At 39.0% G+C, this 23,318-nt stretch carries 21 protein-coding genes; 15 read left to right on the plus strand and 6 right to left on the minus strand.

Annotated features, from left to right (window positions below; all coding sequences use genetic code 11):
- The first annotated feature begins 50 nt into the window (after nt 1-50).
- Nucleotides 51-2,051, plus strand: coding sequence for an alpha-amylase/4-alpha-glucanotransferase domain-containing protein (locus tag AABJ44_RS07970; RefSeq protein WP_338368378.1), 2,001 nt, complete (start codon nt 51-53; stop codon nt 2,049-2,051).
- On the opposite strand, the gene AABJ44_RS07975 is transcribed toward AABJ44_RS07970, so the two are convergent.
- Entirely contained in the window at nt 2,041-3,501 is a 1,461-nt protein-coding gene (locus AABJ44_RS07975; protein WP_338368379.1) for a pyridoxal phosphate-dependent decarboxylase family protein, read from the minus strand. The genes AABJ44_RS07970 and AABJ44_RS07975 overlap by 11 nt on opposite strands.
- A 127-nt stretch (nt 3,502-3,628) precedes the next feature.
- Nucleotides 3,629-4,978: a diaminobutyrate--2-oxoglutarate transaminase family protein gene (locus AABJ44_RS07980; RefSeq protein WP_338368380.1), complete on the minus strand. Its 1,350-nt coding sequence runs from the start codon at nt 4,976-4,978 to the stop codon at nt 3,629-3,631.
- A gap of 177 nt (nt 4,979-5,155) precedes the next feature.
- On the opposite strand from AABJ44_RS07980, the gene AABJ44_RS07985 reads away from it, so the two are divergent.
- The 9 genes from AABJ44_RS07985 to AABJ44_RS08025 all read left to right on the plus strand — a co-directional run bounded on the left by AABJ44_RS07985 (nt 5,156) and on the right by AABJ44_RS08025 (nt 11,486).
- Nucleotides 5,156-5,797: a lactate utilization protein gene (locus tag AABJ44_RS07985; protein ID WP_074640818.1), complete on the plus strand. Its 642-nt coding sequence runs from the start codon at nt 5,156-5,158 to the stop codon at nt 5,795-5,797.
- Nucleotides 5,798-7,144, plus strand: coding sequence for an OmpA family protein (locus AABJ44_RS07990; protein ID WP_338368381.1), 1,347 nt, complete (start codon nt 5,798-5,800; stop codon nt 7,142-7,144).
- Nucleotides 7,145-7,159: 15 nt separating this feature from the next.
- Entirely contained in the window at nt 7,160-7,867 is a 708-nt protein-coding gene (locus AABJ44_RS07995) for an HD domain-containing protein (protein WP_074640814.1), read from the plus strand.
- 211 nt (nt 7,868-8,078) lie between these two features.
- Nucleotides 8,079-8,291 carry a 4Fe-4S dicluster domain-containing protein gene (locus AABJ44_RS08000; RefSeq protein ID WP_338368382.1) on the plus strand — a complete coding sequence of 71 codons (213 nt, stop codon included), beginning with the start codon at nt 8,079-8,081 and terminating at the stop codon, nt 8,289-8,291.
- Nucleotides 8,291-9,349 (plus strand): 3-methyl-2-oxobutanoate dehydrogenase subunit VorB, encoded by a 1,059-nt coding sequence (locus AABJ44_RS08005; RefSeq protein ID WP_074640809.1) that lies wholly within the window; start codon nt 8,291-8,293, stop codon nt 9,347-9,349. Before AABJ44_RS08000 ends, AABJ44_RS08005 begins: the two co-directional genes overlap by 1 nt.
- Nucleotides 9,342-10,130 (plus strand): thiamine pyrophosphate-dependent enzyme, encoded by a 789-nt coding sequence (locus AABJ44_RS08010; protein ID WP_338368383.1) that lies wholly within the window; start codon nt 9,342-9,344, stop codon nt 10,128-10,130. Before AABJ44_RS08005 ends, AABJ44_RS08010 begins: the two co-directional genes overlap by 8 nt.
- A 16-nt stretch (nt 10,131-10,146) precedes the next feature.
- Complete coding sequence (locus tag AABJ44_RS08015; protein ID WP_338368384.1) at nt 10,147-10,701, plus strand: 2-oxoacid:ferredoxin oxidoreductase subunit gamma family protein; 555 nt, start codon at nt 10,147-10,149, stop codon at nt 10,699-10,701.
- A gap of 3 nt (nt 10,702-10,704) precedes the next feature.
- Nucleotides 10,705-11,280, plus strand: coding sequence for a helix-turn-helix domain-containing protein (locus tag AABJ44_RS08020; RefSeq protein WP_338368385.1), 576 nt, complete (start codon nt 10,705-10,707; stop codon nt 11,278-11,280).
- The gene (locus AABJ44_RS08025; protein WP_338368386.1) at nt 11,280-11,486 is read left to right on the plus strand and encodes a hypothetical protein; all 207 of its coding nucleotides are present in this window, start codon (nt 11,280-11,282) and stop codon (nt 11,484-11,486) included. Before AABJ44_RS08020 ends, AABJ44_RS08025 begins: the two co-directional genes overlap by 1 nt.
- Here the strand turns inward: AABJ44_RS08025 and AABJ44_RS08030 are convergent.
- From AABJ44_RS08030 to AABJ44_RS08045, 4 genes are read right to left on the minus strand one after another with little or no spacing between them, the layout of a single operon-like run.
- Complete coding sequence (locus AABJ44_RS08030) at nt 11,483-12,760, minus strand: ABC transporter substrate-binding protein (RefSeq protein ID WP_338368387.1); 1,278 nt, start codon at nt 12,758-12,760, stop codon at nt 11,483-11,485. The genes AABJ44_RS08025 and AABJ44_RS08030 overlap by 4 nt on opposite strands.
- Nucleotides 12,750-15,371: a response regulator gene (locus AABJ44_RS08035; protein ID WP_338368388.1), complete on the minus strand. Its 2,622-nt coding sequence runs from the start codon at nt 15,369-15,371 to the stop codon at nt 12,750-12,752. Before AABJ44_RS08035 ends, AABJ44_RS08030 begins: the two co-directional genes overlap by 11 nt.
- A gap of 3 nt (nt 15,372-15,374) precedes the next feature.
- Nucleotides 15,375-15,710: an Hpt domain-containing protein gene (locus AABJ44_RS08040; RefSeq protein WP_338368389.1), complete on the minus strand. Its 336-nt coding sequence runs from the start codon at nt 15,708-15,710 to the stop codon at nt 15,375-15,377.
- Nucleotides 15,707-17,395, minus strand: coding sequence for a two-component system response regulator (locus AABJ44_RS08045; protein WP_338368390.1), 1,689 nt, complete (start codon nt 17,393-17,395; stop codon nt 15,707-15,709). The genes AABJ44_RS08040 and AABJ44_RS08045 overlap by 4 nt, the downstream gene beginning before the upstream one ends.
- Before the next feature lie 148 nt (nt 17,396-17,543).
- On the opposite strand from AABJ44_RS08045, the gene AABJ44_RS08050 reads away from it, so the two are divergent.
- From AABJ44_RS08050 to AABJ44_RS08070, 5 genes are all read left to right on the plus strand, one after another.
- On the plus strand, nt 17,544-19,190 hold the full coding sequence (locus AABJ44_RS08050) for an AMP-binding protein (RefSeq protein ID WP_338368391.1): 1,647 nt from the start codon (nt 17,544-17,546) through the stop codon (nt 19,188-19,190).
- 113 nt (nt 19,191-19,303) lie between these two features.
- Nucleotides 19,304-20,215, plus strand: coding sequence for an ABC transporter permease (locus AABJ44_RS08055; protein WP_338368392.1), 912 nt, complete (start codon nt 19,304-19,306; stop codon nt 20,213-20,215).
- Nucleotides 20,216-20,229: 14 nt separating this feature from the next.
- Nucleotides 20,230-21,306 carry an ABC transporter permease gene (locus AABJ44_RS08060; protein WP_074640784.1) on the plus strand — a complete coding sequence of 359 codons (1,077 nt, stop codon included), beginning with the start codon at nt 20,230-20,232 and terminating at the stop codon, nt 21,304-21,306.
- Between the two features lie 10 nt (nt 21,307-21,316).
- On the plus strand, nt 21,317-22,321 hold the full coding sequence (locus AABJ44_RS08065) for an ABC transporter ATP-binding protein (protein WP_338368393.1): 1,005 nt from the start codon (nt 21,317-21,319) through the stop codon (nt 22,319-22,321).
- Nucleotides 22,321-23,301, plus strand: coding sequence for an ABC transporter ATP-binding protein (locus AABJ44_RS08070; RefSeq protein ID WP_074640780.1), 981 nt, complete (start codon nt 22,321-22,323; stop codon nt 23,299-23,301). Before AABJ44_RS08065 ends, AABJ44_RS08070 begins: the two co-directional genes overlap by 1 nt.
- Nucleotides 23,302-23,318: the final 17 nt, after the last annotated feature.

Here is a 23,318-nt window from a genome sequence, read left to right on the forward strand (position 1 = left end):
AATATGGAGAGAAAATCGGCTGCTGGTGGTGGGGTGCCGTATAAAGGATAATGGGTTCAATATACGTCAGCTTCATTGTAAAATCAGTACCAGTATGCACAGATAATACTGAGCTATTAGAAAAAAGCTTCCAGTCTATTTATAAGCCGATTATTAAATATTTATATTCTCATCCTACATTCTCCCTGTCATTTACCTTTTCAGGCTGTCAGATTCAATACTTCAAAAAAAGAAAAAATGAACTCATAACAATTCTGCGTGAACTTGTTGACCGTAAACAGGTTGAAATACTTGGTGGTGGTTATAATGATCCGCTGTTACCATTATTAAACTCAGTTGACCGTAATGGACAGATAGACCTTCTGACTTCTGAAATCAGACAGACTTTTGGAAAACGTCCGCGTGGAATGACTCTTTTCCAGGACTGCTGGGATTCTTCTCTCGTAAATAATATTCATACCTGTGGACTTGAATATGTAATTTTGAGCAGTTCTCTTGTTCCAGAATCTAAACGTTCTTTCCTTCCTATTTTTATGAGCGATCTTGGAAAGAATGTTGATATTTTCCTTTATTATAATGATCTTGTTCCAGACGAAGAAATGCTCGCTGAAGAGTTTATATACAACGTTGAAAAATCTGTTTTAAAGATAGAAAAGAAGGATACTCATCTTCAGCTTGATGCAGACAGAATTGTTGCAATTACACTTACTCCAAAACAAGCCGCTAAATTGAATGAATCAAAATGGTTTGAGCGTTTGGGAAAATATATTGATGAAAATAAAGATGGTCGTGTAAAACTGACAACTTTAAATAATTATAGAACCAACGGAATGAAGATGAAAATTCCATCATATATTCCAGTGGGTATAAGTGATGAGGTTGCTCAGATTATTCAAAACGCTTCTAACGATTCAAAGAATAAATTCCCTTCTACGATTTATGATTTCATGTATTCATATTCTGCAAGCAGAAAACTTTATAACAGAATGATGTATACAAGTCTTCTCGTAAATCAATATAAAGCAGATAAGATGCGTAAAAAGACTGCCCGTGAAAAATTGTGGCAGGCACAGAACGGTATGTCTATTTTAAGTACATCTTCTGAACCAATTAAGAATTCTCTTTATAGACAGCAGGCTTATAAATATCTTACAGATGCCGAGAAAATGCTTCGTGGAGACGGAAACTTTAACGAATCTGTTACCTGTTTTGATTACGACAATGATGGTATTGAAGAATATGTCTGCCGTATGGAACAGTATTTTGCATATATTTCTCTTGCCGGTGGAAGCGTTCCGGAACTTGATGTTATAAAAGATTCCTGTAATTATGCAGATAATCTTCAGAGGACTTTTGAGTTTGATGGTTGTGATGACGAGTATGACAGAGGCTTCTTTATTGATCATCTGTTTACACCAGCTCAGCTTGATTTATATATTCGCGGCGAACCTGCAGGTGACGGGGTATTCTCACGTATTCAATATTCTCAATTGAAATATTCTGGACAGCACCATGAAGTTCAGCTTTGTGCAAGAGCTGTATGGAAACCAACAGGACAGACTGTTTATCTTAGAAAGAAATATGTGATTAACTCTACAGGAATGTATGTTCAGTACATTATAAAAAATGAAAGCGATAAACCTCTTGTTGCTAAATTTGCTGTAGAATCTAATCTCTGTGATATAGCATATCTTACTGAAAAGAAATGCGGTTTTAGTATTGAAACTGTTGATAATGGGGAAGTTGTTGTTCTTGATAGTGAAAAATCTTCACTGGAATTAAATAAAAAGGATAAGCTTAATAATGTTCAGTTAGTAAGACTTTCTGATAAACCAAACGGCATTTCCTTTGTATTTGAACCTAATGAAAAATGCCACTACTGTTTTACTCCAATAAAATACAACAGACCAGGCTTTGATCGTGAAAAGATTGAACCTGTAAATCTGACTTATGCTTCGTCTTTATACTGGGACATCAACATTGAACCAGGCCGGGAAACCGAAAAGAGCATTAACTTTACGATTATCCCGGTTAAGAAGATTAAGAAATAGCGAGCTTTTTAATCAATTCCTTCAATTCATCCAGTTTCTCGTGAGTCACGCGCGGATTCAAGAGTGTAAACTTAAGGCAAACACGGCCGTCGCTTACTGTCTGACCAATAATTGTTCCGTGCTCGTGAATTAAAGTACGGCGAACCTTTTTATTGATTTCGTCGAGATCTTCACCAGAAAGACTGTCATTTCCCTTATATCTGAATACAACTGAACTGATTTCCGGTTCTGTAATTACTGCAAAGTCTGAATCGTTACGGAGAATGCTGTAAAGGTATGCAGCATTCTCCATGCTTGTTGTGATGATTTTACTCCAGCCGTCACGGCCTCTTGTCTGAAAACTCATCCATACTTTGAGTGCATCAAAGCGGCGGGTTGTCTGCATAGATTTATCTACGAGGTTAGTGTAGCCGTCTTCTTCATCTTCCTCGCGGTTGAGGTAATCTGCGTGAATTGTGAGGGCATCGAATGAGCTTCCATCCTTAAGAAGAACTGCAGAGCAGGAAATTGGCATAAGGAACATTTTATGGAAATCGACCGTGATAGAATCACAGAGAGAAAGTCCTTTTACGCGGTCGCTGTATTTTTGACTCATAATCACACCTGAGCCGTAAGCAGCATCAGCATGAAGCCACATGTTGTGTTCACGGGCAAGCTGGCTGAGTTCCTCGAGTGGGTCAATACTTCCGAAATCTGTTGTTCCTACTGTTCCAACAATAAGGAAAGGAATATTTCCGGCTTTTATATCTGCTTCGATGAGGGAACGTAGGGCAGAAACGTCCATTTTTTTACGGCTGTCTACAGGAACTTTTACGACTGATTTATAACCAAGTCCCATAATATGGCATGACTTTTCCATAGAGAAGTGTGAAATCTCGCTTGTATACATGCGGAGTTTAGAACATTTCTCATCAAGTCCATATTTTTTGACATCATAATTCAGGTGTTTATTGCAGAACCAGTCGCGGGCAAGTAAAAGTGCTGTCTGATTAGACTGGCTGCCGCCGCTGGTAAATACGCCATCGGCTTTTGAAGTGTCATAGCCGTAAAGTTTGCACAGATGGCGGATTGTTTCAACTTCAATTTCTGTAGCAACAGGAGACTGATCCCAGCTGTCCATTGACTGATTAAAAGTAGAAATGATTGTTTCTGCGGCAATTGTTTCTAAAAGTGAAGGACCGTGAAGGTGAGGCATGTACTCAGTAGAAGGAGTACGCAGAAGGTTAGGAAGAACCTTTTCTTTTGTGAGTTCAAAAACCTTATCCCAGCCAAGTCCATGCTCAGGAAGAATAGAATCCTGACGGACAATTTCTTTAAGCTCATCTGGAGTAGGTCCAGAATAGGCAGATTCGTTTACAAAAGCATCTGATACAGCCTTTGCTGTCTGCTTGAGGAGTTTGTTGTATTCTTTCCTGGCTTTTTTATCTGAAGTAAGAAAAAGGTTTTGCATTTTTATATCGCTCCATAAAATAAATACGTCATTGCGAGGAACGAAGTGACGTGGCAATCTATATTAATGGATTGCCACGCTTCGCTCGCAATGACGTTATTTATATTGATAATTATGTTTCATTAAATTATTTATATTTCTTATCAATCTCAAGTACACACTTCTCGAAAATCTTCCAGGCTTTGCCGAGATCTTCGTCTGTGATGTTCAGTGCACACAGACAGCGCATAACTGCACCATTGCGGCCGCCTTTTTCTACGATAAGTCCGTTTTCAAAGCACATCTTCTGTACAGCAGCAGCAATTTCACCGCTTGCAGGAAGAGAACCGATGCAGTCTGGAGTTCCTTTTGGATCAACAAACTCAGTTCCAACCATAAGTCCTTTACCACGTACATCACCGATAATGCTTACATGCTTCTGAAGGTCGCGGAGATTAGAACGAATCAAATCACCTTTGCGAACAACATCAGCAAGGAAATCTGGCTGTGAAACACGGTTCAAAAGAACTGTTCCGGCCTTCATAGCAAGCTGGTTACCACGGAAGGTACCTGCATGTGCTCCGGCTGTCCACTTGTCGAGTTCTTTATTATAAACTACAACTGCCATTGGCTGTGAACCGCCGATTGCTTTAGAAAGTAAAAGTACATCAGGAACGATATCAGCATATTCAAAAGCAAAAAGCTTTCCGCTGCGTCCCATACCGCACTGAATTTCATCTACAATAAGAGGGATGTCGAGTTCTTTTGTTACGCGACGTACTGTCTGAAGGAACTCAACAGGAGCTGGAATTACACCGCCTTCACCCTGAATTGGTTCAAGGATTACGCAGGCTGGTTTTGTGATTCCGCTTTCAGGGTCTTTAAGAGTGCGCTCAAAGAAATTACATGCTGCCTTTACACCGGCATCTCCGCCAAGTCCAAATGGATCGCGGTAAGCATAAGGGTAAGGGAAGCTGTGTACATCAGGCATAAGACCAGTAACTGCAGTTTTTGCATGGAGATTTCCCATGCAGGCAAGTGGGCCTTGTCCCATTCCATGGTAACCGCCGGCAAAGGAGATTACAGATGAACGGCCTGTTGCAGTTTTACAGAGCTTAATTGCAGCGTCTGTTGCATCAGTTCCTGATGGTGAGCAGAATTGAATTTTCGCATTATTTCCTAATTCAGAAGGAAGATGGCGAAGTATCGTTTCCACGAATTCATCTTTTACAGGGGTGGTTAAATCAAGGGTATGAAGTGGTGCATCTGATTGAATCAGGTCTACCATCGCCTTGTTTACTTCGTCATCATTGTGGCCGAGTGCTAAAGTTCCCGCTCCACACAAAAAATCCAGATATTTGTTTCCTTCTACGTCCTCAACCCATGAGCCTTTGGCTTTAGCAATTGCGAATGGGAATTTTCGCGGGTAGCTACGGGCATTAGATTCTGTGGAATCCTGTCTGGTAATGTAATACTGATTTGTGCCTTTTTCCGACATAAACGTTCTCCACTACGACAGCGAATTCGCTGTAAATATTTTAATGTAAGTAAGTCACTGTACACTAAAAAAATATTTTATGCAATGTAAATTTTTACAATTTTTATAACTAATTATTAACTGACAATCATACTTACTTATGTTAAAATATTTACATCTTAAAAAAGGAAGGTGTGTATGTTAGAACCTTTGAAAAAACGAAATGATTTGGCTGGGCCTAAGGTTGTTGAGGCGCTTAAAAAACGACATTTTGAGGCTTATTATATTTCTGACAGTAAAGATGTTGCGGCTAAGGTGCTGGAGCTTATTCCTGCTGATCACTCGGTAAGCTGGGGTGGAACTATGACTGTTGATGCCCTTGGAATCAAAAAAATGCTGGCAGATAAAGGCTATAAAATTATTGACCGTGCAACTGCAAAAAGTCCTGAAGAAAGCGAAGAACTTATGCATCAGGCTTTGAATTGCGGTACCTTCCTTATGAGTTCTAATGCTATTACAGAAACTGGTGAACTCTTTAATATTGACGGAAAGGGAAATCGTGTTGCGGCTCTCTGTTATGGACCTAAAAATATTCTGATTATTGCCGGAATGAATAAAATCGTAAAGGATATGGATGCAGCTTATTCACGTGTAAGAAATTATGCCGCTCCTGTAAATAATCAGCGATTCCCAGACTCAAAAGCTCCTTGTTCACTTACTGGAGAATGTGCAAACTGTCTGAGCCCGGATTCTATCTGCTGTCAGTTTGTAGAAACCCGCATGTGTCGACCTGAAGGACGTATTAAGATTATTCTTGTTGGCGAGGATCTTGGTATCTAAATGAAACTTCCTGGATTGTCCCGAATTAAAAAGGTCGGGTTTGTTCTTATCATCATAAATCTTAGTCTTACATTTTTACTTACGGGGCAATCTGCAATCACTCATCCGCTGGGAGAGCTTTCACCAGATTCAGATGAAGTGATTTCTTATAAGGGAAGCCGAAATTATAAATTTACAGAACGCAGTGATTTACGTGTTTATCAGAATGGAAAATATGTGGGGCTGCAAAGTAAAATCGTTTCTGCGTTTATTATTCCAGGCTGGACAGATAAAGGTCTCGTCTATGAAGGAGACTTTTTTGTAGATCAGGATACAAACCGAAACAAAACACAGGTTGCGCTTGGTATTCATGAAGCAATTCCTTCTTCTTTTCTTATAAATGATGATGGCAATTTGACAATGCTTGTTGATAACGGATATCCAAGTTTCAGAAGTTTTCCGGCTTATTCTGCCCATAAACTCAAAAAGGGTGATGTTTGGGAAGCAAAAGCAATCAGAGCTGTTGATCCTCTTTCTAAAGGCATAATCACAAAAATGCCGATTTACGTTCAATATATTTATACCGGCGATGACGTTTATAATGGAGAACCGGTATATCTTATTTCCGCTCAGTGGGCGACCCGTTACAATATGGGTGGAACGACAATGTATGTTGACTGGGGAGGAGATAAAGAACTTTCCTATGCTCAGGGCAGTCATAAAGCAACAGTTATCGTAAGCAAACAGACAGGAGCTGCTTTTGTTATCCGTGATAACGTGGATGAAACTTTTGTTTATACTGATGGAAATAAATATCAGTTTAAAGGAACTATTTCTCTGTTCACTGAATATCCGCCGGCAATAGACAGAAGCAAGCTGATTGCGGCTCTTAAGCATATGGAACTTCTGGATGATGATGAGGCGGAAAATTTACTGCAACGACCGATTTATGAACAACTGAAAAAAAAGCTTGAAGAAAATCAAACAAATAAAACAGCTCCAATTACAGTAGACAACACTGAAGCTGGAATCCGCCTTACAATTCAAAATCTTCAGTTTAAAGCAGATAGTGCACAGCTTCTTCCCGGTGAAGAAAAACGACTTGATCAGATTGCTGAAATCCTGAAGCTCGCAGAAGGTGCTCAGTTTATGATTGAAGGACATACAGCTGATACTGGTTATGAAGCTGGTGAATTGATGCTCTCAAAGGAACGTGCTTATTCAATTGCTGATGCACTTTCTAAACGGGGAATCAGTAAAGAAAGATTTATCTGCAAGGGAAGTGGAAGTAAAAAACCGATTGCCTCAAACGATACTGCAGAGGGCAAAGCATTAAACAGACGCGTAGAAATTACTATATTAGATTGATATAATAAAAGTATTATGACAGATAACGAAAAACAAGAACTTTATACAGAAGTAAATGAACTCCTCGACATCTACAATGAATTTTCACCTTGCCAGCCTGATGGTAAAAGTGTGATTGAAGCAGTAAAACCATGTATCACAGAAATGATAGATTACATAATGAAAGATGCAACTGAAGCTGCAAGCATGAAAGACTGGCTTGACCGTACAGACTTCTGGACAGCACCTGCATCAACAAGATTCCACGGAAACTTTAAAGGCGGTCTTAGCCTTCATACTTTGATGGTAATCAAGCAGTCTCTTGAGTTTGCTCATACTGTGCTTGAAAACTTTTATACTTCTCCTGAAGCTACAAATTATACAGTTCGTGCTTATGATATTTTTATTGCAGCACTTTGTCATGATTTCTGTAAGACCGGTTTTTACGGGGTAGAGTACCGTAACACAAAAGACATCACCGGCAACTGGATAAAACAGCCTTTCTATAAAACACTGAACGATAACCGTAATCTTGGTCATGGAAACGAATCTGTTTTGATGATGATTGAGATTTTACCTTCTATCATAAATAACAGAATGGTAATTGAAGCTGTAAGCCGCCACATGGGCTTTTCTGATTTAACAGATACAGAAATGTTCAATTACTCAAACTTCCTGCAGAACCCGCTGGTTATTCTCTTGCAGCTGGCAGATCAGACTGCTGCGCAGTGGTTTGGAATGTAGCCTAAAATCGAAGAACCGTTAAAAAATGGGCTGCGGCAGCGGGCCATTTTAGGTTCATCGAAAGATCGGCTCAGAGGCAAGCTGTGCTTGCCGACTCATCTGTGACACAGCGATTATTATTTAATTATACTAAAGATATTTAATAATACTGTATTGCAATTAATCCTTAAATTATATATATTATAATCAAATATATTATGGAGCATTCTATATGGCAAAAGGTAGACCTTTAATCAACGTTGAGCGTTGTAAGGGCTGTGGACTATGTATCCGCGTCTGCCCAAAAAAGATTCTTGAAATGTCAAAAGAAACAAACGGACAGGGCGTTAATTACCCTGTATGTAACGACGAGGCAAGCTGTATTGCCTGCAGTATGTGTGCAACAATGTGCCCGGACTGCGTAATTGAAATCGAGGCAGAATAATGGCAGATAAAGTATTGATGAAAGGAAACGAGGCGATAGGTGAGGCTGCAGTTAGAGCCGGCTGCCGCTATTACTTTGCATATCCTATCACTCCTCAGAATGAAATTCCGGCTTACATGGCAAAGCGTCTTCCAGAAGTTGGAGGAACTTTCCTTCAGGCAGAATCAGAGCTTGCCGCTATCAACATGGTAATGGGTGCTTCTGCTGCAGGTGCACGATGTATGACATCATCTTCTTCTCCTGGAATCTCTTTGAAGCAGGAAGGAATCTCATATATTTCCGGAGCTCAACTTCCAGCAGTTGTTGTAAACATGATGCGCGGAGGACCTGGACTTGGAAATATTTCCGGTGCTCAGGGAGACTACTTCCAGGCAACACGCGGTGGTGGAAACGGTGACTATCATGTTGTAGTTATCGCTCCAGGTACTGTTCAGGAAATGGCAGACTGCACACTCAAGGCTTTTGAGATCGCAGACAAGTACCGCGTTATGTGTATGATTCTTGGAGACGGATACCTTGGACAGATGTCTGAACCTTGTGTACTTCCAGACTTTGTAGAAAAGTTCCCTCCAAAGCCTTGGGCTCTTACAGGTAAAACTCCAGACCGCAAACAGAACAAGATTATGTCTCTTAAGCTTTCTGGAATTGACGGTGAGCTCAACGCACACACAAAGGCACTCTTTGCTAACTATCAGAATATTCAGGACAACGAAACAATGTCAGAAACATTTATGTGTGATGACGCAGACGTTGTTCTTACAGGATACGGAACTTGTGCACGTGTTTGTAAGAAGGCCGTAAAGATGCTTCGCGAACAGGGTATCAAGGCTGGTCTTTTCCGTCCTATCACTTTGTGGCCATTCCCACAGAAGGAACTCGAAGCAGCATGTGCTAAAGCAAAGAAAATCCTTACTGTAGAAATGTCTATGGGACAGATGGTTCAGGATGTTAAGCTTTATTCAGGTCACAAAGTAAGTGACGTTGATTTCTACGGAGAGCCGGGTGGAATCATTCCTTCGGTTGATGCAATTATTGAGAAGGTAAAGAGCTATGACTAAGAAATATGAATTTCCAAAATCAATGAATGACGTACCAACACACTACTGTGGTGGTTGTGGTCATGGAATCGTACACAAACTGATTGCACAGGTAATCGATGAAATGGATATCCAGCAGGATGTACTTCTTGTTGCTCCAGTAGGCTGTGCAGTTTACGCTTACAATTATATTAACGTTGACTCTTGTGAAGCTGCTCACGGACGTGCTCCTGCAGTTGCAACAGGTATGAAGCGTGTTCATCCGGATAAGCTTGTTATCAGCTATCAGGGTGATGGTGACCTTCTTGCTATAGGTACTGGTGAAACAGTTCACGCTGCAAACCGCGGTGAGAACATCACAGTAATCTTTATCAACAATGCTATCTACGGTATGACTGGTGGTCAGATGGCTCCTACATCTCTTGTAGGTCAGGTTACAAAAACAACTCCATTCGGACGTAATGCTGATGAAGTTGGATATCCAATCCGTGCCTGCGAACTTTTGAACACTCTTGTTGAACCAAAGTATATTGAGCGCTGTGCTGTTTATGATGTTCCACACATCAACAAAACAAAGGCAGCAATTAAAAAGGCTCTTACATATCAGAAAGAAGGAAAGGGCTACAGCTTTGTAGAAGTTCTTTCTATGTGTCCTACAAACTGGGGCGTTGCACCAACTGTTGCCGCTGACTGGGTAAAGGATCAGATGGAGCCATATTATCCTCTTGGAGTATTCCGAGACATTCCTGCTGGTAATGCACCTGAAGCAGCAACTCCAGTTGCCGGCGTAGTAACAAAGTAGGTAAGGGAGGATAGAAATGACAACAGAAATTATTTTTGCAGGATTCGGTGGACAGGGTGTTATCCTCGCCGGAAAAATCCTTACACTTGCCGGAATGAGCGAAGACAAATACGTTTCACACATTCCTTCATACGGTGCAGAAATGCGCGGTGGTACTGCCAACTGTTCTGTAATCGTTAGTGATGAAGAAGTTGCTTCACCAGTTATCGAAAAGCCGGATGTAGTAGTTGCTTTGAACAAGCCTTCTATGACTAAGTTTGAAAAGTGGCTCAAGCCGGGCGGACTTTTGATTTACAATTCTTCTTTGATTGATGTTGAACCAAGTCGCAAGGATATCAGAACTCTCGCATTGCCAGCAAACGACATGGCTGCTGAAACAAACAATGCCCGCGGTGCAAACATGGTTGTACTCGGATGTCTCGCGAAGGTTTGTCCTGGTATGATCAGCGGAGTAAAGCCTTTCGAGTTCGCATTGGACGAAGCAATCTCTGCACGCAACAAGAAGTTCAATCCGATTAACATTGCTACAATTGAAGCAGCCTATAATAAAGACTACGACATTAAGGGTTAAAATATGAGTGAGAAAAATAAAATTGGTGCAAAGGTAAAACTTGTTCGCGAAAACCGCAAACTCTCAATCGAAGATGTTTCAGAGCGCACAAACCTGCCTGCTGAACAGATTAAGAGTATTGAAGATGGTTCTCTTGTTCCAAACCTTACACCGCTTATTAAGATTGCACGTGTACTTGGCGTACGTCTTGGTACTTTCATGGATGACGATGAAAACCTCGGACCTGTAGTTACTAAGGCTCAGGACAAGAAAGAAGTAACCCGCTTCTCTGACCGCGGAAACGCAGTTAGTTCTGACCTGGACTTCTATACTCTGGCTCAGAACAAGGCCGGCCGCCACATGGATCCGTTTATCATCGATATTTTCCCTTCATCAGAAGAAGAAATCAAACTTTCAACTCACGAAGGCGAAGAGTTCATCTACGTTCTCGAAGGCGAAGTAGAAATCATCTACGGCAAGGACAAGTACGAGCTCAAGCAGGGCGATTCAATTTATTATGAATCAATCGTTGCTCACCATGTTCACAGCCATGGAAACGAGAAGGCTAAGATCCTGGCCGTTGTATACACTCCTGCATAATGGACGACAAAGAATACTATAGCCTGATGAACCGCTCATCATCCTGGGCGCTTCAGCAGGCTCTAAAGAAAAAAACAAAAGACGCAAAAAAAACTCCGCCACAGCAGAACGCTGTAGACGGAGTTAATTCATATTCTACCCTTGAAGCCCGCCAGGGTCGTGCAGACGCAGAAATGCTTTTGGAAAAGCAGAACTCATCAGATTAAAATTTTCCGTAATTCTTAACAGCCTCATCAACTGACATTTTACCTGTAAATACCTTATAAGCAGCCACTCGTAACTGACTGTAAGTATTATCCATAATTCCAATTTCAAGCTGATATAAATGCTCTGCTTTTTCAAGCGGCGCATATACATCATCAAAAGAATATACGGTAGAGCAGGTGATTAAACGCTTAATCATAGCAAGATTGTTCAGTTCTGCTGTATGTAATAGAAAACGCATAAACTCATTTGTCATTTCAAGATTCTTACTGTTTTTGTTCACAGAGAATTCAACAGAAGGAACTTCTAGAACAGCACCACCTTTTTCCATAACAGGAACTGAATAAAAACTATATTTGAAAGGGCTGGCAGTAAATTGTTTTGAAAGTGATTCACGTTTTTTTGTTCCGGAAACAACATCAGCCGAAGCGAGCATCATTGGAACATCACCTTCAAAAAAACGCATGATTACAGCAGAATAATTATCTTTAATCTTGCTGCATTCTTCTAAATCTATAAAGCCATTTTCCTTAAAGCTTTCAACCCATTCCAAAGTTGATCTCATATATTCACCAGCTTCTGGTTCAAGCTTATTCAATTTTGCAATTGCTTCAGCATCATTCAAAACTTCTTTTGTGAAATATGGGAAAATCAAAGAAGAAATGATAGAACCTTCAGAATTATCTGAAAGAATCGGGCTCTTATAACCAGCCTCCATAAACTTTTGACACACATCAAGTAACTGACGATAGTTAGTTGGAATCTCAATTCCTTCTTTCTTGAATAAATCTTCATTTACAAGCATTCCATTTGCAGCACATAAAACCGGAACCATTGGAAGCGAACCGTCAGCCATATAAAATAAAAGTTTCTGATTTATTGCAGAAAGCTCAATTCCAGTCTTGTCCACATCAGCAAGATTTTCTGCATTATCCAGAAGCGGATTATAATTTGTTTTATCCAGCATCCATGGGAATGTCATAAAAATATCGGGGGCATCGGCTCCAGCAAGGGCAGTGGAAATTGTTACTTTATAATTATCAAGATAAGTATAAGATAGCTCTACATCAGGATAAAACTCATTAAAGCGATCGAATTCCGCTTCAAGAGCTTCAAAGTTCTGATAGCGTCCTGCAATTTGTATTTTGCATTTTGTAAGTGTATCCAGATAAGGGATAAAGGCATCATCATTAAGTTTCTTTTTACAACAGGATAAACTGCAAACAAAAAAAATCAGTAAAAATATCAGACTAATCTTCGTTAGTTTATTTTTCATAATCATCTCTCTTTGTAAAATCAGGTTTTGCCAGACGGATTTTTCTAAGTTCCTTAATCACATTATGAATATCAATTGGTTTTGCAATATGTCCATTCATTCCAGCTGCAAAACATTCTGCTACATTTTCAGAAAAGGCATCTGCAGTCATCGCAATAATCGGGATTCCCGCAGCATACGGATTATCAAGTTTTCTGATTTCACGGGTTGCTTCCAGACCATTCATTACCGGCATCTGAATATCCATAAAGACAACATCATAATCTGCAGGCTGAATAGACTTTAGCATATCCACAGCAACCTTTCCGTTTTCTGCTCTCTGGCTTTTAATTCCGTACATATCAAGAAGTGTAGAGATAACTTCCCAGTTTACATCCATATCTTCAACAACAAGAATATTCATATCTGCTATGTCAGAATTATTTTCTTCCTGAGCAGTGATGTTTTCTTCGAGTCCTAATACTTCGCTGATCTTCTTAAACAATGAAGAGCGGAAAAGAGGTTTTGAAATAAAGCCGTTTACTCCGGCCTGTTTTGCATCCTCTTCAATCTGTGTCCAGTCATAAGCGGATACCAGAAGAATTGAAATATCGTTTCCTGCAATTTCACGAATCTTTTTTGTCAGCTCAACTCCATTTATATCTGGCATCTTCCAGTCAAGAATAATTACATTGTAAGATTTTCCAGCCTGCTTTTTTGCAAGGAGTTTTGTAAGGGCTGTATCACCTGATTCTGCAATTTCAGGATTTGTTCCAAGAGCTGTAAGTGTTTCACAGGCAGTTTCAAGAAGTACTTCATCATCATCTATAACAAGAACTTCAATCGGTGGAAGCTTCTGTTCATTTTCGGCTTTTGAAGAAACTTCTATATCTAATGTGACAGTAAAGGTGGTTCCCTGACCTTCGATACTCTGGCAGTCAATCTGGCCGCCCATAATATCAACCATCTTTTTTGTGATTGCTAAACCAAGACCTGTTCCCTGAATTGAATTGATACGGCTGTCTGTCTGGCGAATAAAAGGTTCATACATTATCTCCATAAAACTTTCAGGCATACCAATTCCGGTATCAGAAACTTTATATTCAAGTTTTATGCAGCCATCCATTTCACTCGGATATTCAGTTAAATCAACATAAACATGTTTATTCTCCGGAGTATATTTCAATGCATTAGAAAGAATATTTATAAATATCTGATTGATACGAAGCTGATCTGCAAAAAGAAATTCGTGTTTAATATTTTTACTTCTGAATCTAAAATCAATATTTTTCTGACGAACCATTGGCTGAGAAATATTTACAAGATTTTCGGCAGAATCAACAATAGAGAAGGTGACAGGAGAAAGACTAATATTTCCACGTTCAACCTTTGAGATATCCAGAATATCGTTAATCAGTGTCAAAAGATGATTACTTGCAAGTTTAATTTTCCTGAGATTATCAGAAACATACTGAGAATCTTTTACGTTATTTTCTGCAATTGTTGTAAGGCCTATAATTGCATTCATCGGTGTTCTGATATCATGAGACATTGTAGAAAGAAATTCTGTTTTTGCTTTGTTTGCATAATCCGCTTCCTCTGCAGCAGAGGCAAGTTTTCTGTTGAATCTCATGATTATCAAAATATCAAAGAAAAGAAGAATTATAAGACAGATGGAAACGACAATAACAAGAGGCCAGTCGATATCATTTCTTGTAATATCCTTCATTGGAATATAAGTAATGAGTGTCCAGTCAAACGAAGTATTTACCGGAACATGAACAATAAGACAACTTTCTGCTTTTGAGTTTTGCATTGTAAGAATTCCGGTTTCGTGAATTTCGTTCTGGAGATTTTCTAAATCATCATTATTTATCTGATTATAAGATTTATAAAATTCAAAGAAGTTAGAATTTTTAAAAGACTTTCCTTTTATTATATAATTTCCCTGTTTATCGATAATTGAAATCTGAGCGTCACTATATTTTTCTGACGGGAATACCCATTTGCTCGAAAGAGTTTCAACTGGAATTACCCTCATTAAAACTGCTTTTTCAAATCTTGAAGATTTACTTTTACTTGTACTTATTTCACTTGCAGAAGTGTTTATATTGCTGACATTTTCTGAATCATCAACTCTAAGTTCCAGAAGATCACAGAATGCAATGGACTGAATACCGTTCATAGGATTTGTAAATGATCGGGTAACTCTAACCTGATCCTGCTGGCCAAGAAGCTCATTCAAAGAAGAAAAAATATCTATTTCTTTATAGGAAACATTATATTCATCAGGATTATCAATTTTTGGTTTATTTGAATATCCCTTAAATGTATTCAGATTTATGATATGAGCAGAAATATTTGGAATACGCTGAGCAACCTTGAGATAAGACATTGCTTCATTCATATTCATTTTACGACTGTTGATGCAGGCTGCCCAGGAATCACAAAGACGCTGTTCACCTTCAAGATAATTTGTGGTTACCTGCTCCATACCGATGGACATTGTCATAAAATTTTCGGTATTGTAAATTTCCATCGAAGAACTCTGCTTTCGGGCATAGAGTACAACAAAGAAAATTGTGAAAAGAACAATCAAAAAGTTAGCAAGTATAATAAGTGTTTTTTTCATGATTTAAGATTTCCAGAGTTTAGAACGAAGCTTTATTATTTCTGAATATAAAGACGAATAATCAGCAGATTCCTTATTTCGAAGTTTTTCAGTCATCTGAGAAAGAGCTTCATATAATGGCGTGATAGCAAGATTTCCGATTACACCTTTCAATGCGTGACAAAGTTCAAAGGACTTCTGTAAATCCTCAGCCTCCAGTGCAGTTCCGAGATCTTCAAACTTTGTGTCTCCCAGGCCCATATTCACAAGCTTCAGATATAAATCTTCTTTTCCAAGACAACGAGCAAGTCCGGTTTCTGTATCTGTACCATTGGCTTTTAAGTCTTCCAGTGTAATCATACGAACCTCGACATTTCCTCAGGTGGAATCGGCTTTGAAAAATAATATCCCTGGATAATATCACAACCAGCTTCTTTAAGAAGATTGAGTTCATCTTCAGTTTCAACACCTTCTGCGACAACAAGTACTCCGAGATTTTTTGCAATATCAAGAACAAGTTCAACAAGTTTCATCTCTTTATTGCCTGGCTGGATATTTCTGATAAATGCCTTATCCATTTTAAGAACATCAATTGGCATAGAGGTAAGCATATTCAGGGAAGAGTAGCCTGAACCAAAATCATCCATTTCAACTTTATGTCCAAGTGAACGAAGATTTTTTACAACTTCGATGATATGCTTTGAATCAGCGGTATAAGCAGACTCAGTAATTTCTAACATGTATTCAGAAGCAGACAGTCCGTTTTCTTTTACAATTTTAGTTATAAAATCTGTCATGTCAGGTGCTGCAATATCTACACGAGAAACATTTACTGAAACCGGAATTGTAACGCCAAGCTCTTTTTTCCATGCAGCTATCTGACGGGCAGCTTCTTCCCAGACATAACGATCAAGTTTTGTAACAAGTCCGTTCTCTTCAAAAAGAGGAATAAATAAGTCAGGACGAACAAAACCAAGTTCAGGATGCACCCATCTTACAAGAGCTTCTGCGCTGCATAAAACAGGCTTATCACCTTTAATATTAAACTTTGGCTGATAGTTTACCTTGAACTGTTTCTGCTCGATAGCAGCTTCAAAATCCTGCAAAAGGTGAGCATCAAAAACTTCTTTTTCGGACATCTTATCATCATAAATACAGATATCGCTGTTGCCGGAAGTTTTACTGCGCAGGGAATTACAGGCCTGTACCGCGTGATCAAAACGCTGAAGCATTGTAAAGCTGTGTTTTTCATCAGTATAAACACCAAGTCTTAAACGGGTTTCAGAAGGTTTTAGAAGAGATGATAGAGCTTCATTTATCTTATCAAGAAAAATACCATAATCATTCTGATGAGGAACATAAAGGTAAAAATAATCTGCTTCATTGCGGCCGGCAATACCACCAGTTTTCAGAAGAACTTTACGTATACCATCTGCCATTGCATTCAAAACTTCATCACCAAAATTGCGACCTTTCAACTGATTCAAGAGATGGAAGCGTGTAAAGTTTATAACAATTGCATCCATTACAGTATCAGGGAAACGCTGATCAAACTGTGAAGCATATTCAAAAAAAAATTCAGGACTGTAGAGAAGTGTAAGTTTATCAAATTCTGTAGCGTGAATTATTTTTGAATTTTCAAATAACTGAATTGAATGGCGGACTCGAGCGAGAATAACCTCAGGTAAATCATAAGGCTTTGTAAGAAAATCTGCTGCACCAAGTTTAAGACTTTCTATTTCACTGGATTTTTCAGAGGTTAGAACAATAACAGGAATATCTGTGATTGAACCTTCTTCCTTCATGGTTTTCAAAACTTCATAACCATCAAGAACAGGCATAAGAAGATCCAGCAGAACTAAAGAAAGATTATCACCATAGGTATGAATCTTTTCTAGAGCTTCTTTACCGTCTGAAGCAAAAATCACCTTATACTCTGTTTCGATTATATTGCCAAGAAGTTCGCGATTCAGAGCTTCATCATCAACGATAAGAACGGTTCTTTTAAAGTCCTGCATTTCGCATAATTTGTTATCATCTCTCATATCTATTTATTATATAACAGATTATTGGATAAAGCGATTTTTTTTAATTCTGGATTATTATTTTAGTAAACTTTAATAATACTAAATTATTTTATTATATTTTAATTTTTCTATTGAACAAAGAATTATTTTTATATAAACTCATGATATGATTGAATTAACTTTATCACAGTTATTAAGAGAAAAGACTAACAATAACCCGGTTCAGGAATTCATGGTATATGCAGACCGTGATCTTCGTTTTACTTATGCACAGTTTGATAAGCGTGTTGATGATCTGGCTTGTGGTCTATATGCAATAGGAGTTAGAAAGGGCGATAATGTAGGTATCTGGGCAACTAATGTTCCGGACTGGCTTACATATATGTTTGCCTGTGCACGTCTTGGAGCTGTTGCCGTTACAGTAAATACAAGCTACAAGCTTCATGAATTGGAATATCTTGTAAAGCAGGCTGACCTTACAACTCTTTGTCTTACAGACGGTGTAAAGGATTCAAACTATGTTCAGATGATTAAACAGCTTGTTCCTGAGCTCGACGAATATGAGCGCGGCTGTCTTAAGTCTGCACGTTTCCCATGCCTTAAAAATGTTGTTTTCATGGGACCAGAAAAGTACCGCGGACTTTATTCTACACCAGAATTGCTCTTGCTTGGTCAGCATGTTGATATTGAAATCATTCACAAAATTGAATCGGAAGTTACTCCAGATGATGTTGTAAACATGCAGTATACATCTGGTACAACAGGATTCCCTAAAGGAGTTATGCTTACTAGCCGCAACATTATCAATGATGGTTTCATTATTGGTGAAAGAATGCGCTATACAGAAAAAGATAAGCTTTGTCTTGTTGTTCCTCTTTTCCATTGTTTTGGAATTGTACTTGGTGTTATGGCAGTTTTAACTCACGGTGGTACACATGTACTGCTCGAAAGTTTTGATCCGCTTGTAGCTCTTGCTTCAATTCAGAAAGAGAAGTGTACTTCGCTTTATGGTGTTCCTACAATGTTTATTGCAGAGTTGAATCATCCGATGTTCAATATGTTTGATTTAACATCTCTCCGTACAGGAATTATGGCTGGTTCTGGTGTTCCAGTTGAACTGATGAAGCGTGTAAATGATGTTATGCACATGCCGGAAATTACTTCAGTTTACGGTCTTACAGAATCAAGTCCAGGAATGACTCAGAGTCACTGGGATGACAGCCTTGAAGTACGTGCTACAACAGTTGGTGATGCTTTTGATGGAATTGACGTAAAGGTTCTTGATCCTGAAACAGGTAAAGAATGTCCTGTTGGAGTACAGGGTGAAATGTGCTGTAAGGGCTGGAATGTAATGAAAGGTTATTACAAGATGCCTGAAGCTACAGCTGAGACAATTGATGCTAACGGTTACCTCCACAGTGGTGACCTTGGAATTAAAGACGAAAACGGAAATTATAAAATCACTGGTCGAATTAAGGATATGATTATCCGCGGTGGTGAAAATATTTATCCTCGCGAAATTGAAGAGTTCCTTATCCAGATACCTGAAATTAAAGATATTCAGGTAGCTGCAGTAAAGAGTGAACGCTATGGTGAAATCACAGGTGCCTTCATAATCCTCCATGAAGGAAAAACTCTTACAGAGCAGGATGTAATTGAGTTCTGCCGCGACAAGCTTTCTAAGTTCAAGTGGCCTCAGCTTGTTATGTTTATGGAGGAATTCCCTATGACAGGTTCTGGAAAAATCCAGAAGTTCAAGCTTACAGAAATCGGTACAAAGTATCGAAGGGAAGTATTAAAAGTAGAAGACTAGAGTAGTTTCCCTATCATCATTAAAAATATTATTTTTTTCTCACAAATACTTTTATTTTTTTCGTAATAGTAGTACTATCACAAGGATGCTCAAAATACGATAGGATAAAAGTTATGTGGAAATATATTCTTAAACGAATACTCCTCGCTTTATTTACCGTTCTCTTTATCTGTGTTATTACTTTTGCTTTGATGAATGCCATTCCTGGCGGACCTTTCAACAAAGAGAAGGCCTTAAGCGAGGCTACAATTGCATCTTTGAATGCACGCTACAATCTTGATAAACCACTTTATGTTCAGTTTATTTTGTACATGAAAAATCTTCTTCACGGAGATTTTGGTGTAAGTCTTAAAAATGGAAGGGAAATTAAAGAAATCATCAGTGAATCTTTCCCTGTATCATGCAGACTTGGTCTTTCTGCTGTAATAGTTGCCCTTATTCTTGGAACTATTTTTGGAAGTCTTGCTGCCCTTATGCGCAATAAGTGGCCTGACCGTTTAATCATCTTTTTTTCAACTCTGTTTACAGCCGTTCCAAGCTTCGTTCTTGCAACCTTACTTCTTTTAGTTTTCAGTATTAAACTCGGCTGGATTCCAGTATGGTCAGCAGAACATACAAACTATTTACTGCCTGTAATTGCTCTTGCAGCATATCCAATGGCCTATACAACGCGACTTGCTAAAACAAGTATGCTCGATGCACTCAGTCAGGATTATATCCGAACTGCAAAGGCAAAGGGCGTTTCTAAGTATAAGGTGATTTTTAAGCATGCCCTCAGAAACTCGCTACTTCCAATCATCACTTATGCAGGACCGGAAATTGCATACATCATTACCGGCTCTATGGTTGTTGAAACTGTATTTACAGTTGGTGGAATCGGTTCAAAGTTTGTTAGTGCAATCACTAACCGTGACTATACAATGATTATGGCTACAACTATCTTCCTTGCCACTCTCATGGTTGTCGCAAATGTTATTTGTGATCTGCTGTACAAGGTAGTAGATCCTAGAATTAAATACGAATAAGGCAGGAAGGTAATATGACTACTTTTGATGTAAATAAAACACCGGAAAAAATGGCTATGAGCCTTCAGCTTGATTTAAAGAAATTTGAGAAGGCTACTGATGAAGAAAAAAAGCAGCAGGATGTAATGAGCGAAAGTACAACCTTTTTTAAGGATGGTATGAGAAAGCTCTTTAAGAATCCGCTTGCTGTTGCAAGTATAATTATTCTTGCTTTTATTTTTGTAACAATTACAGTTGCACCACATATCGTACCTTACAGCTATGAAGAAATTCTTTCTGTTGAAGGAAAACGCGATAAGGGAGCAAAAAATCTAAGACCATTTGAATACAGTAAAGCTGAACAGGCTTATATTGAAAAGGGCAATTTCCGTTTTCCACATATTTTTGGAACAGACGAGCAGTGCCGCGACTATTTTATCCGTGTAATTTACGGAACAAGAGTTTCTCTTGTAGTAGGCTTTTTTGCCAGCATTATCGTTCTTTTAATTGGAATTATTTACGGAAGTATTTCAGGTTATGCAGGAGGAAAGGTCGATCTGATAATGATGCGAATAGTCGACATAATCTATTCGCTGCCGGATATGCTGGTAATCATTCTTCTTTCAGTTGTTCTTTCTAACGTTCTTCAGTTTAAGCCGGATTCATTCCTTGCAGGAATGGGTTCTAATATGGTTTCACTTTTCATTGTATTCGGACTTCTTTACTGGGTAGGTATGGCACGCCTTATCCGCGCTCAGATTCTTTCAATTAAAGAAAATGAATATATTCTGGCAGCACGCTCAATCGGAGCTAAGCCCGGACATATTATCAGAAAGCACATTATTCCTAACTGTCTTTCTGTAATCATTATTTCTACAGCACTTCAGATTCCTTCTGCAATCTTTACAGAAAGCTATCTGAGTTTTGTTGGTCTTGGTGTTCAGGCTCCAATGCCTTCTCTTGGTTCACTTGCTAACTCGGCACGTGGTGGTCTTCAGAGCTATCCGTATAAGCTTGTATTCCCTGCAATTATGATTTGTCTTATTGTTTTAAGTCTGAATCTTTTAGGTGATGGCCTGCGTGATGCCTTTGACCCTAAATTGAAAAAGTAGGCGGTATTGTATGAGCGATGTTTTATTAAGAGTAGATGATTTACACACAGCTTTTACAACCGACAATGGTGAAGTTCAGGCTGTAAACGGAATTTCTTTTGATTTGAATCCTGGTGAGATTCTGGGTATTGTAGGTGAGTCTGGATCTGGAAAAAGTGTTACTGCTTATTCTATTATGCAGATTCTTGCCGGTAACGGTTATGTAAAAAGCGGAAATGTTTTTTATAAAGGTAAGGATATTCTGAAATTTTCTTCTGATGAAATGAAGAGCTTCAGAGGTAAGTGCTGTTCTATTATTTTCCAGGATCCTATGACAAGCTTGAACCCGGTATTTACTATCGGTAATCAATTGAAAGAGGCTATTAAGCTTCATACAGACAAGCGCGGTGCGGAACTTAATAGCCGTGCCATTGAGATGCTGGAGCTTGTTGGAATTAACGAGCCTGAGCGCCGTCTCAAGCAGTATCCGTTTGAGCTTTCGGGCGGTATGAGACAGCGCGTAATGATTGCTATGGCCTTAGCTTGTGAGCCGGACATTCTTATTGCCGACGAACCGACTACCGCCCTCGACGTAACAATCCAGGCACAGATTCTTGAAGAGATTCAGAAACTTCAGAAGAAGATGGGAATGGCTGTAATTCTCGTAACTCACGACCTTGGTGTTATTGCAAATCTTTGTGATGATATTATCGTAATGTACGGCGGTAAGGTTTGTGAACGCGGAACTGCCGATGAAATCTTCTACAACTCTAAGCACGAATATACAAAAGGTCTTTTAAAATCAATTCCAAATACAACTAATATGAATCAAAAGCTGGAACCGATTTCCGGTACTCCAATCAATCTTTTGAATCTTCCAAAAGGCTGTTCATTCTGTACACGCTGTAAGAACGCAATGAAGATTTGTCTTGAAGAGCCTCCTGAGGAACTCTTTATCAATGATAATCATATTGCTTCATGCTGGATGAATGTAAAAGAAGCAGCAGAAAAATTAACAGCTAAGGAGGTTCAATAATGAGCGCTGATATTATTAAACCGAATAATACTCCAATTCTTGAAGTTCAGAACCTCAAAAAATATTTCCCTGTTCGTTCTGGTTTTAAGAAACTTACTCTTAAAGCTGTAGACGGAGTTTCATTCACAATCAACCGTGGAGAAACACTTGGTCTGGTAGGTGAGTCTGGATGTGGAAAAACTACTGTAGGACGCACACTTCTTCAGCTTTATAAACCAACTGATGGAAAAGTTATTTTTGATGGACAGGAAGTAACTGATAAAAACATTAATGATATCCGTAAGAAAATGCAGATGGTTTTCCAGGATCCTTATTCTTCTTTGAATCCACGCATGACTGTAGAAGATATCATTGGTGAGCCACTGGATGTTCATCATCTTTATTCAAGCAAGGCTGAACGCCGTGAAAAGATTCTTCATCTTATGGAACTTGTAGGCTTGAACTCTGAACACGCAACCCGTTATGCACACGAGTTCTCTGGTGGTCAGAGACAGCGTATCGGTATTGCCCGAGCTCTTTCTGTAAAGCCCGACTTTATTGTCTGCGACGAACCAGTATCAGCTCTCGACGTTTCTATTCAGGCCCAGATCATCAATATGTTTGAAGAGCTCCAGGAAAAGCTTGGACTTTCTTATCTTTTCATTGCTCATGACCTTCTTGTTGTTCAGCATATTTCTAAACGAATTGCCGTAATGTATCTTGGTAAGCTTGTAGAGATTGGTGATGCTGATGAGGTTTGTAACAGTCCGATTCATCCATATTCAATCAGTCTTCTTTCTGCTGTTCCTATTCCGGATCCTAAACTGGAACGCAGCAGACAGAGAATTGTTCTTGAAGGTGATGTACCAAGTCCTCTTGCTATGCCTGAAGGCTGTCCATTCAGAACAAGATGTAAATATGCAACAGAGAAGTGTAAGACAGAAATGCCTGCACTTACAGACAGAGGCAACGGACACTTTGCTGCCTGTCACAACAAATAGATAATAAGTTTGCGTTG

Origin of the sequence: Treponema bryantii (assembly GCF_036492245.1) — a bacterium.
GTDB classification, from domain to species: domain Bacteria; phylum Spirochaetota; class Spirochaetia; order Treponematales; family Treponemataceae; genus Treponema_D; species Treponema_D bryantii_C.

What these genes read in the sequence shown, in the direction of transcription:
- AABJ44_RS07980 (WP_338368380.1), bottom strand. Translation starts at nt 4,978, where the DNA reads ATGTCGGAAAAAGGCACAAATCAGTATTACATTACCAGACAGGATTCC.
- AABJ44_RS07975 (WP_338368379.1), bottom strand. Translation starts at nt 3,501, where the DNA reads ATGCAAAACCTTTTTCTTACTTCAGATAAAAAAGCCAGGAAAGAATAC.
- AABJ44_RS08020 (WP_338368385.1), top strand. Translation starts at nt 10,705, where the DNA reads ATGAGTGAGAAAAATAAAATTGGTGCAAAGGTAAAACTTGTTCGCGAA.
- AABJ44_RS08060 (WP_074640784.1), top strand. Translation starts at nt 20,230, where the DNA reads ATGACTACTTTTGATGTAAATAAAACACCGGAAAAAATGGCTATGAGC.
- AABJ44_RS08035 (WP_338368388.1), bottom strand. Translation starts at nt 15,371, where the DNA reads ATGAAAAAAACACTTATTATACTTGCTAACTTTTTGATTGTTCTTTTC.
- AABJ44_RS07985 (WP_074640818.1), top strand. Translation starts at nt 5,156, where the DNA reads ATGTTAGAACCTTTGAAAAAACGAAATGATTTGGCTGGGCCTAAGGTT.
- AABJ44_RS08030 (WP_338368387.1), bottom strand. Translation starts at nt 12,760, where the DNA reads ATGAAAAATAAACTAACGAAGATTAGTCTGATATTTTTACTGATTTTT.
- AABJ44_RS08050 (WP_338368391.1), top strand. Translation starts at nt 17,544, where the DNA reads ATGATTGAATTAACTTTATCACAGTTATTAAGAGAAAAGACTAACAAT.
- AABJ44_RS08005 (WP_074640809.1), top strand. Translation starts at nt 8,291, where the DNA reads ATGGCAGATAAAGTATTGATGAAAGGAAACGAGGCGATAGGTGAGGCT.
- AABJ44_RS08010 (WP_338368383.1), top strand. Translation starts at nt 9,342, where the DNA reads ATGACTAAGAAATATGAATTTCCAAAATCAATGAATGACGTACCAACA.
- AABJ44_RS08025 (WP_338368386.1), top strand. Translation starts at nt 11,280, where the DNA reads ATGGACGACAAAGAATACTATAGCCTGATGAACCGCTCATCATCCTGG.
- AABJ44_RS08070 (WP_074640780.1), top strand. Translation starts at nt 22,321, where the DNA reads ATGAGCGCTGATATTATTAAACCGAATAATACTCCAATTCTTGAAGTT.
- AABJ44_RS07995 (WP_074640814.1), top strand. Translation starts at nt 7,160, where the DNA reads ATGACAGATAACGAAAAACAAGAACTTTATACAGAAGTAAATGAACTC.
- AABJ44_RS08040 (WP_338368389.1), bottom strand. Translation starts at nt 15,710, where the DNA reads ATGATTACACTGGAAGACTTAAAAGCCAATGGTACAGATACAGAAACC.
- AABJ44_RS07990 (WP_338368381.1), top strand. Translation starts at nt 5,798, where the DNA reads ATGAAACTTCCTGGATTGTCCCGAATTAAAAAGGTCGGGTTTGTTCTT.
- AABJ44_RS08055 (WP_338368392.1), top strand. Translation starts at nt 19,304, where the DNA reads ATGTGGAAATATATTCTTAAACGAATACTCCTCGCTTTATTTACCGTT.
- AABJ44_RS07970 (WP_338368378.1), top strand. Translation starts at nt 51, where the DNA reads ATGGGTTCAATATACGTCAGCTTCATTGTAAAATCAGTACCAGTATGC.
- AABJ44_RS08045 (WP_338368390.1), bottom strand. Translation starts at nt 17,395, where the DNA reads ATGAGAGATGATAACAAATTATGCGAAATGCAGGACTTTAAAAGAACC.
- AABJ44_RS08065 (WP_338368393.1), top strand. Translation starts at nt 21,317, where the DNA reads ATGAGCGATGTTTTATTAAGAGTAGATGATTTACACACAGCTTTTACA.
- AABJ44_RS08015 (WP_338368384.1), top strand. Translation starts at nt 10,147, where the DNA reads ATGACAACAGAAATTATTTTTGCAGGATTCGGTGGACAGGGTGTTATC.
- AABJ44_RS08000 (WP_338368382.1), top strand. Translation starts at nt 8,079, where the DNA reads ATGGCAAAAGGTAGACCTTTAATCAACGTTGAGCGTTGTAAGGGCTGT.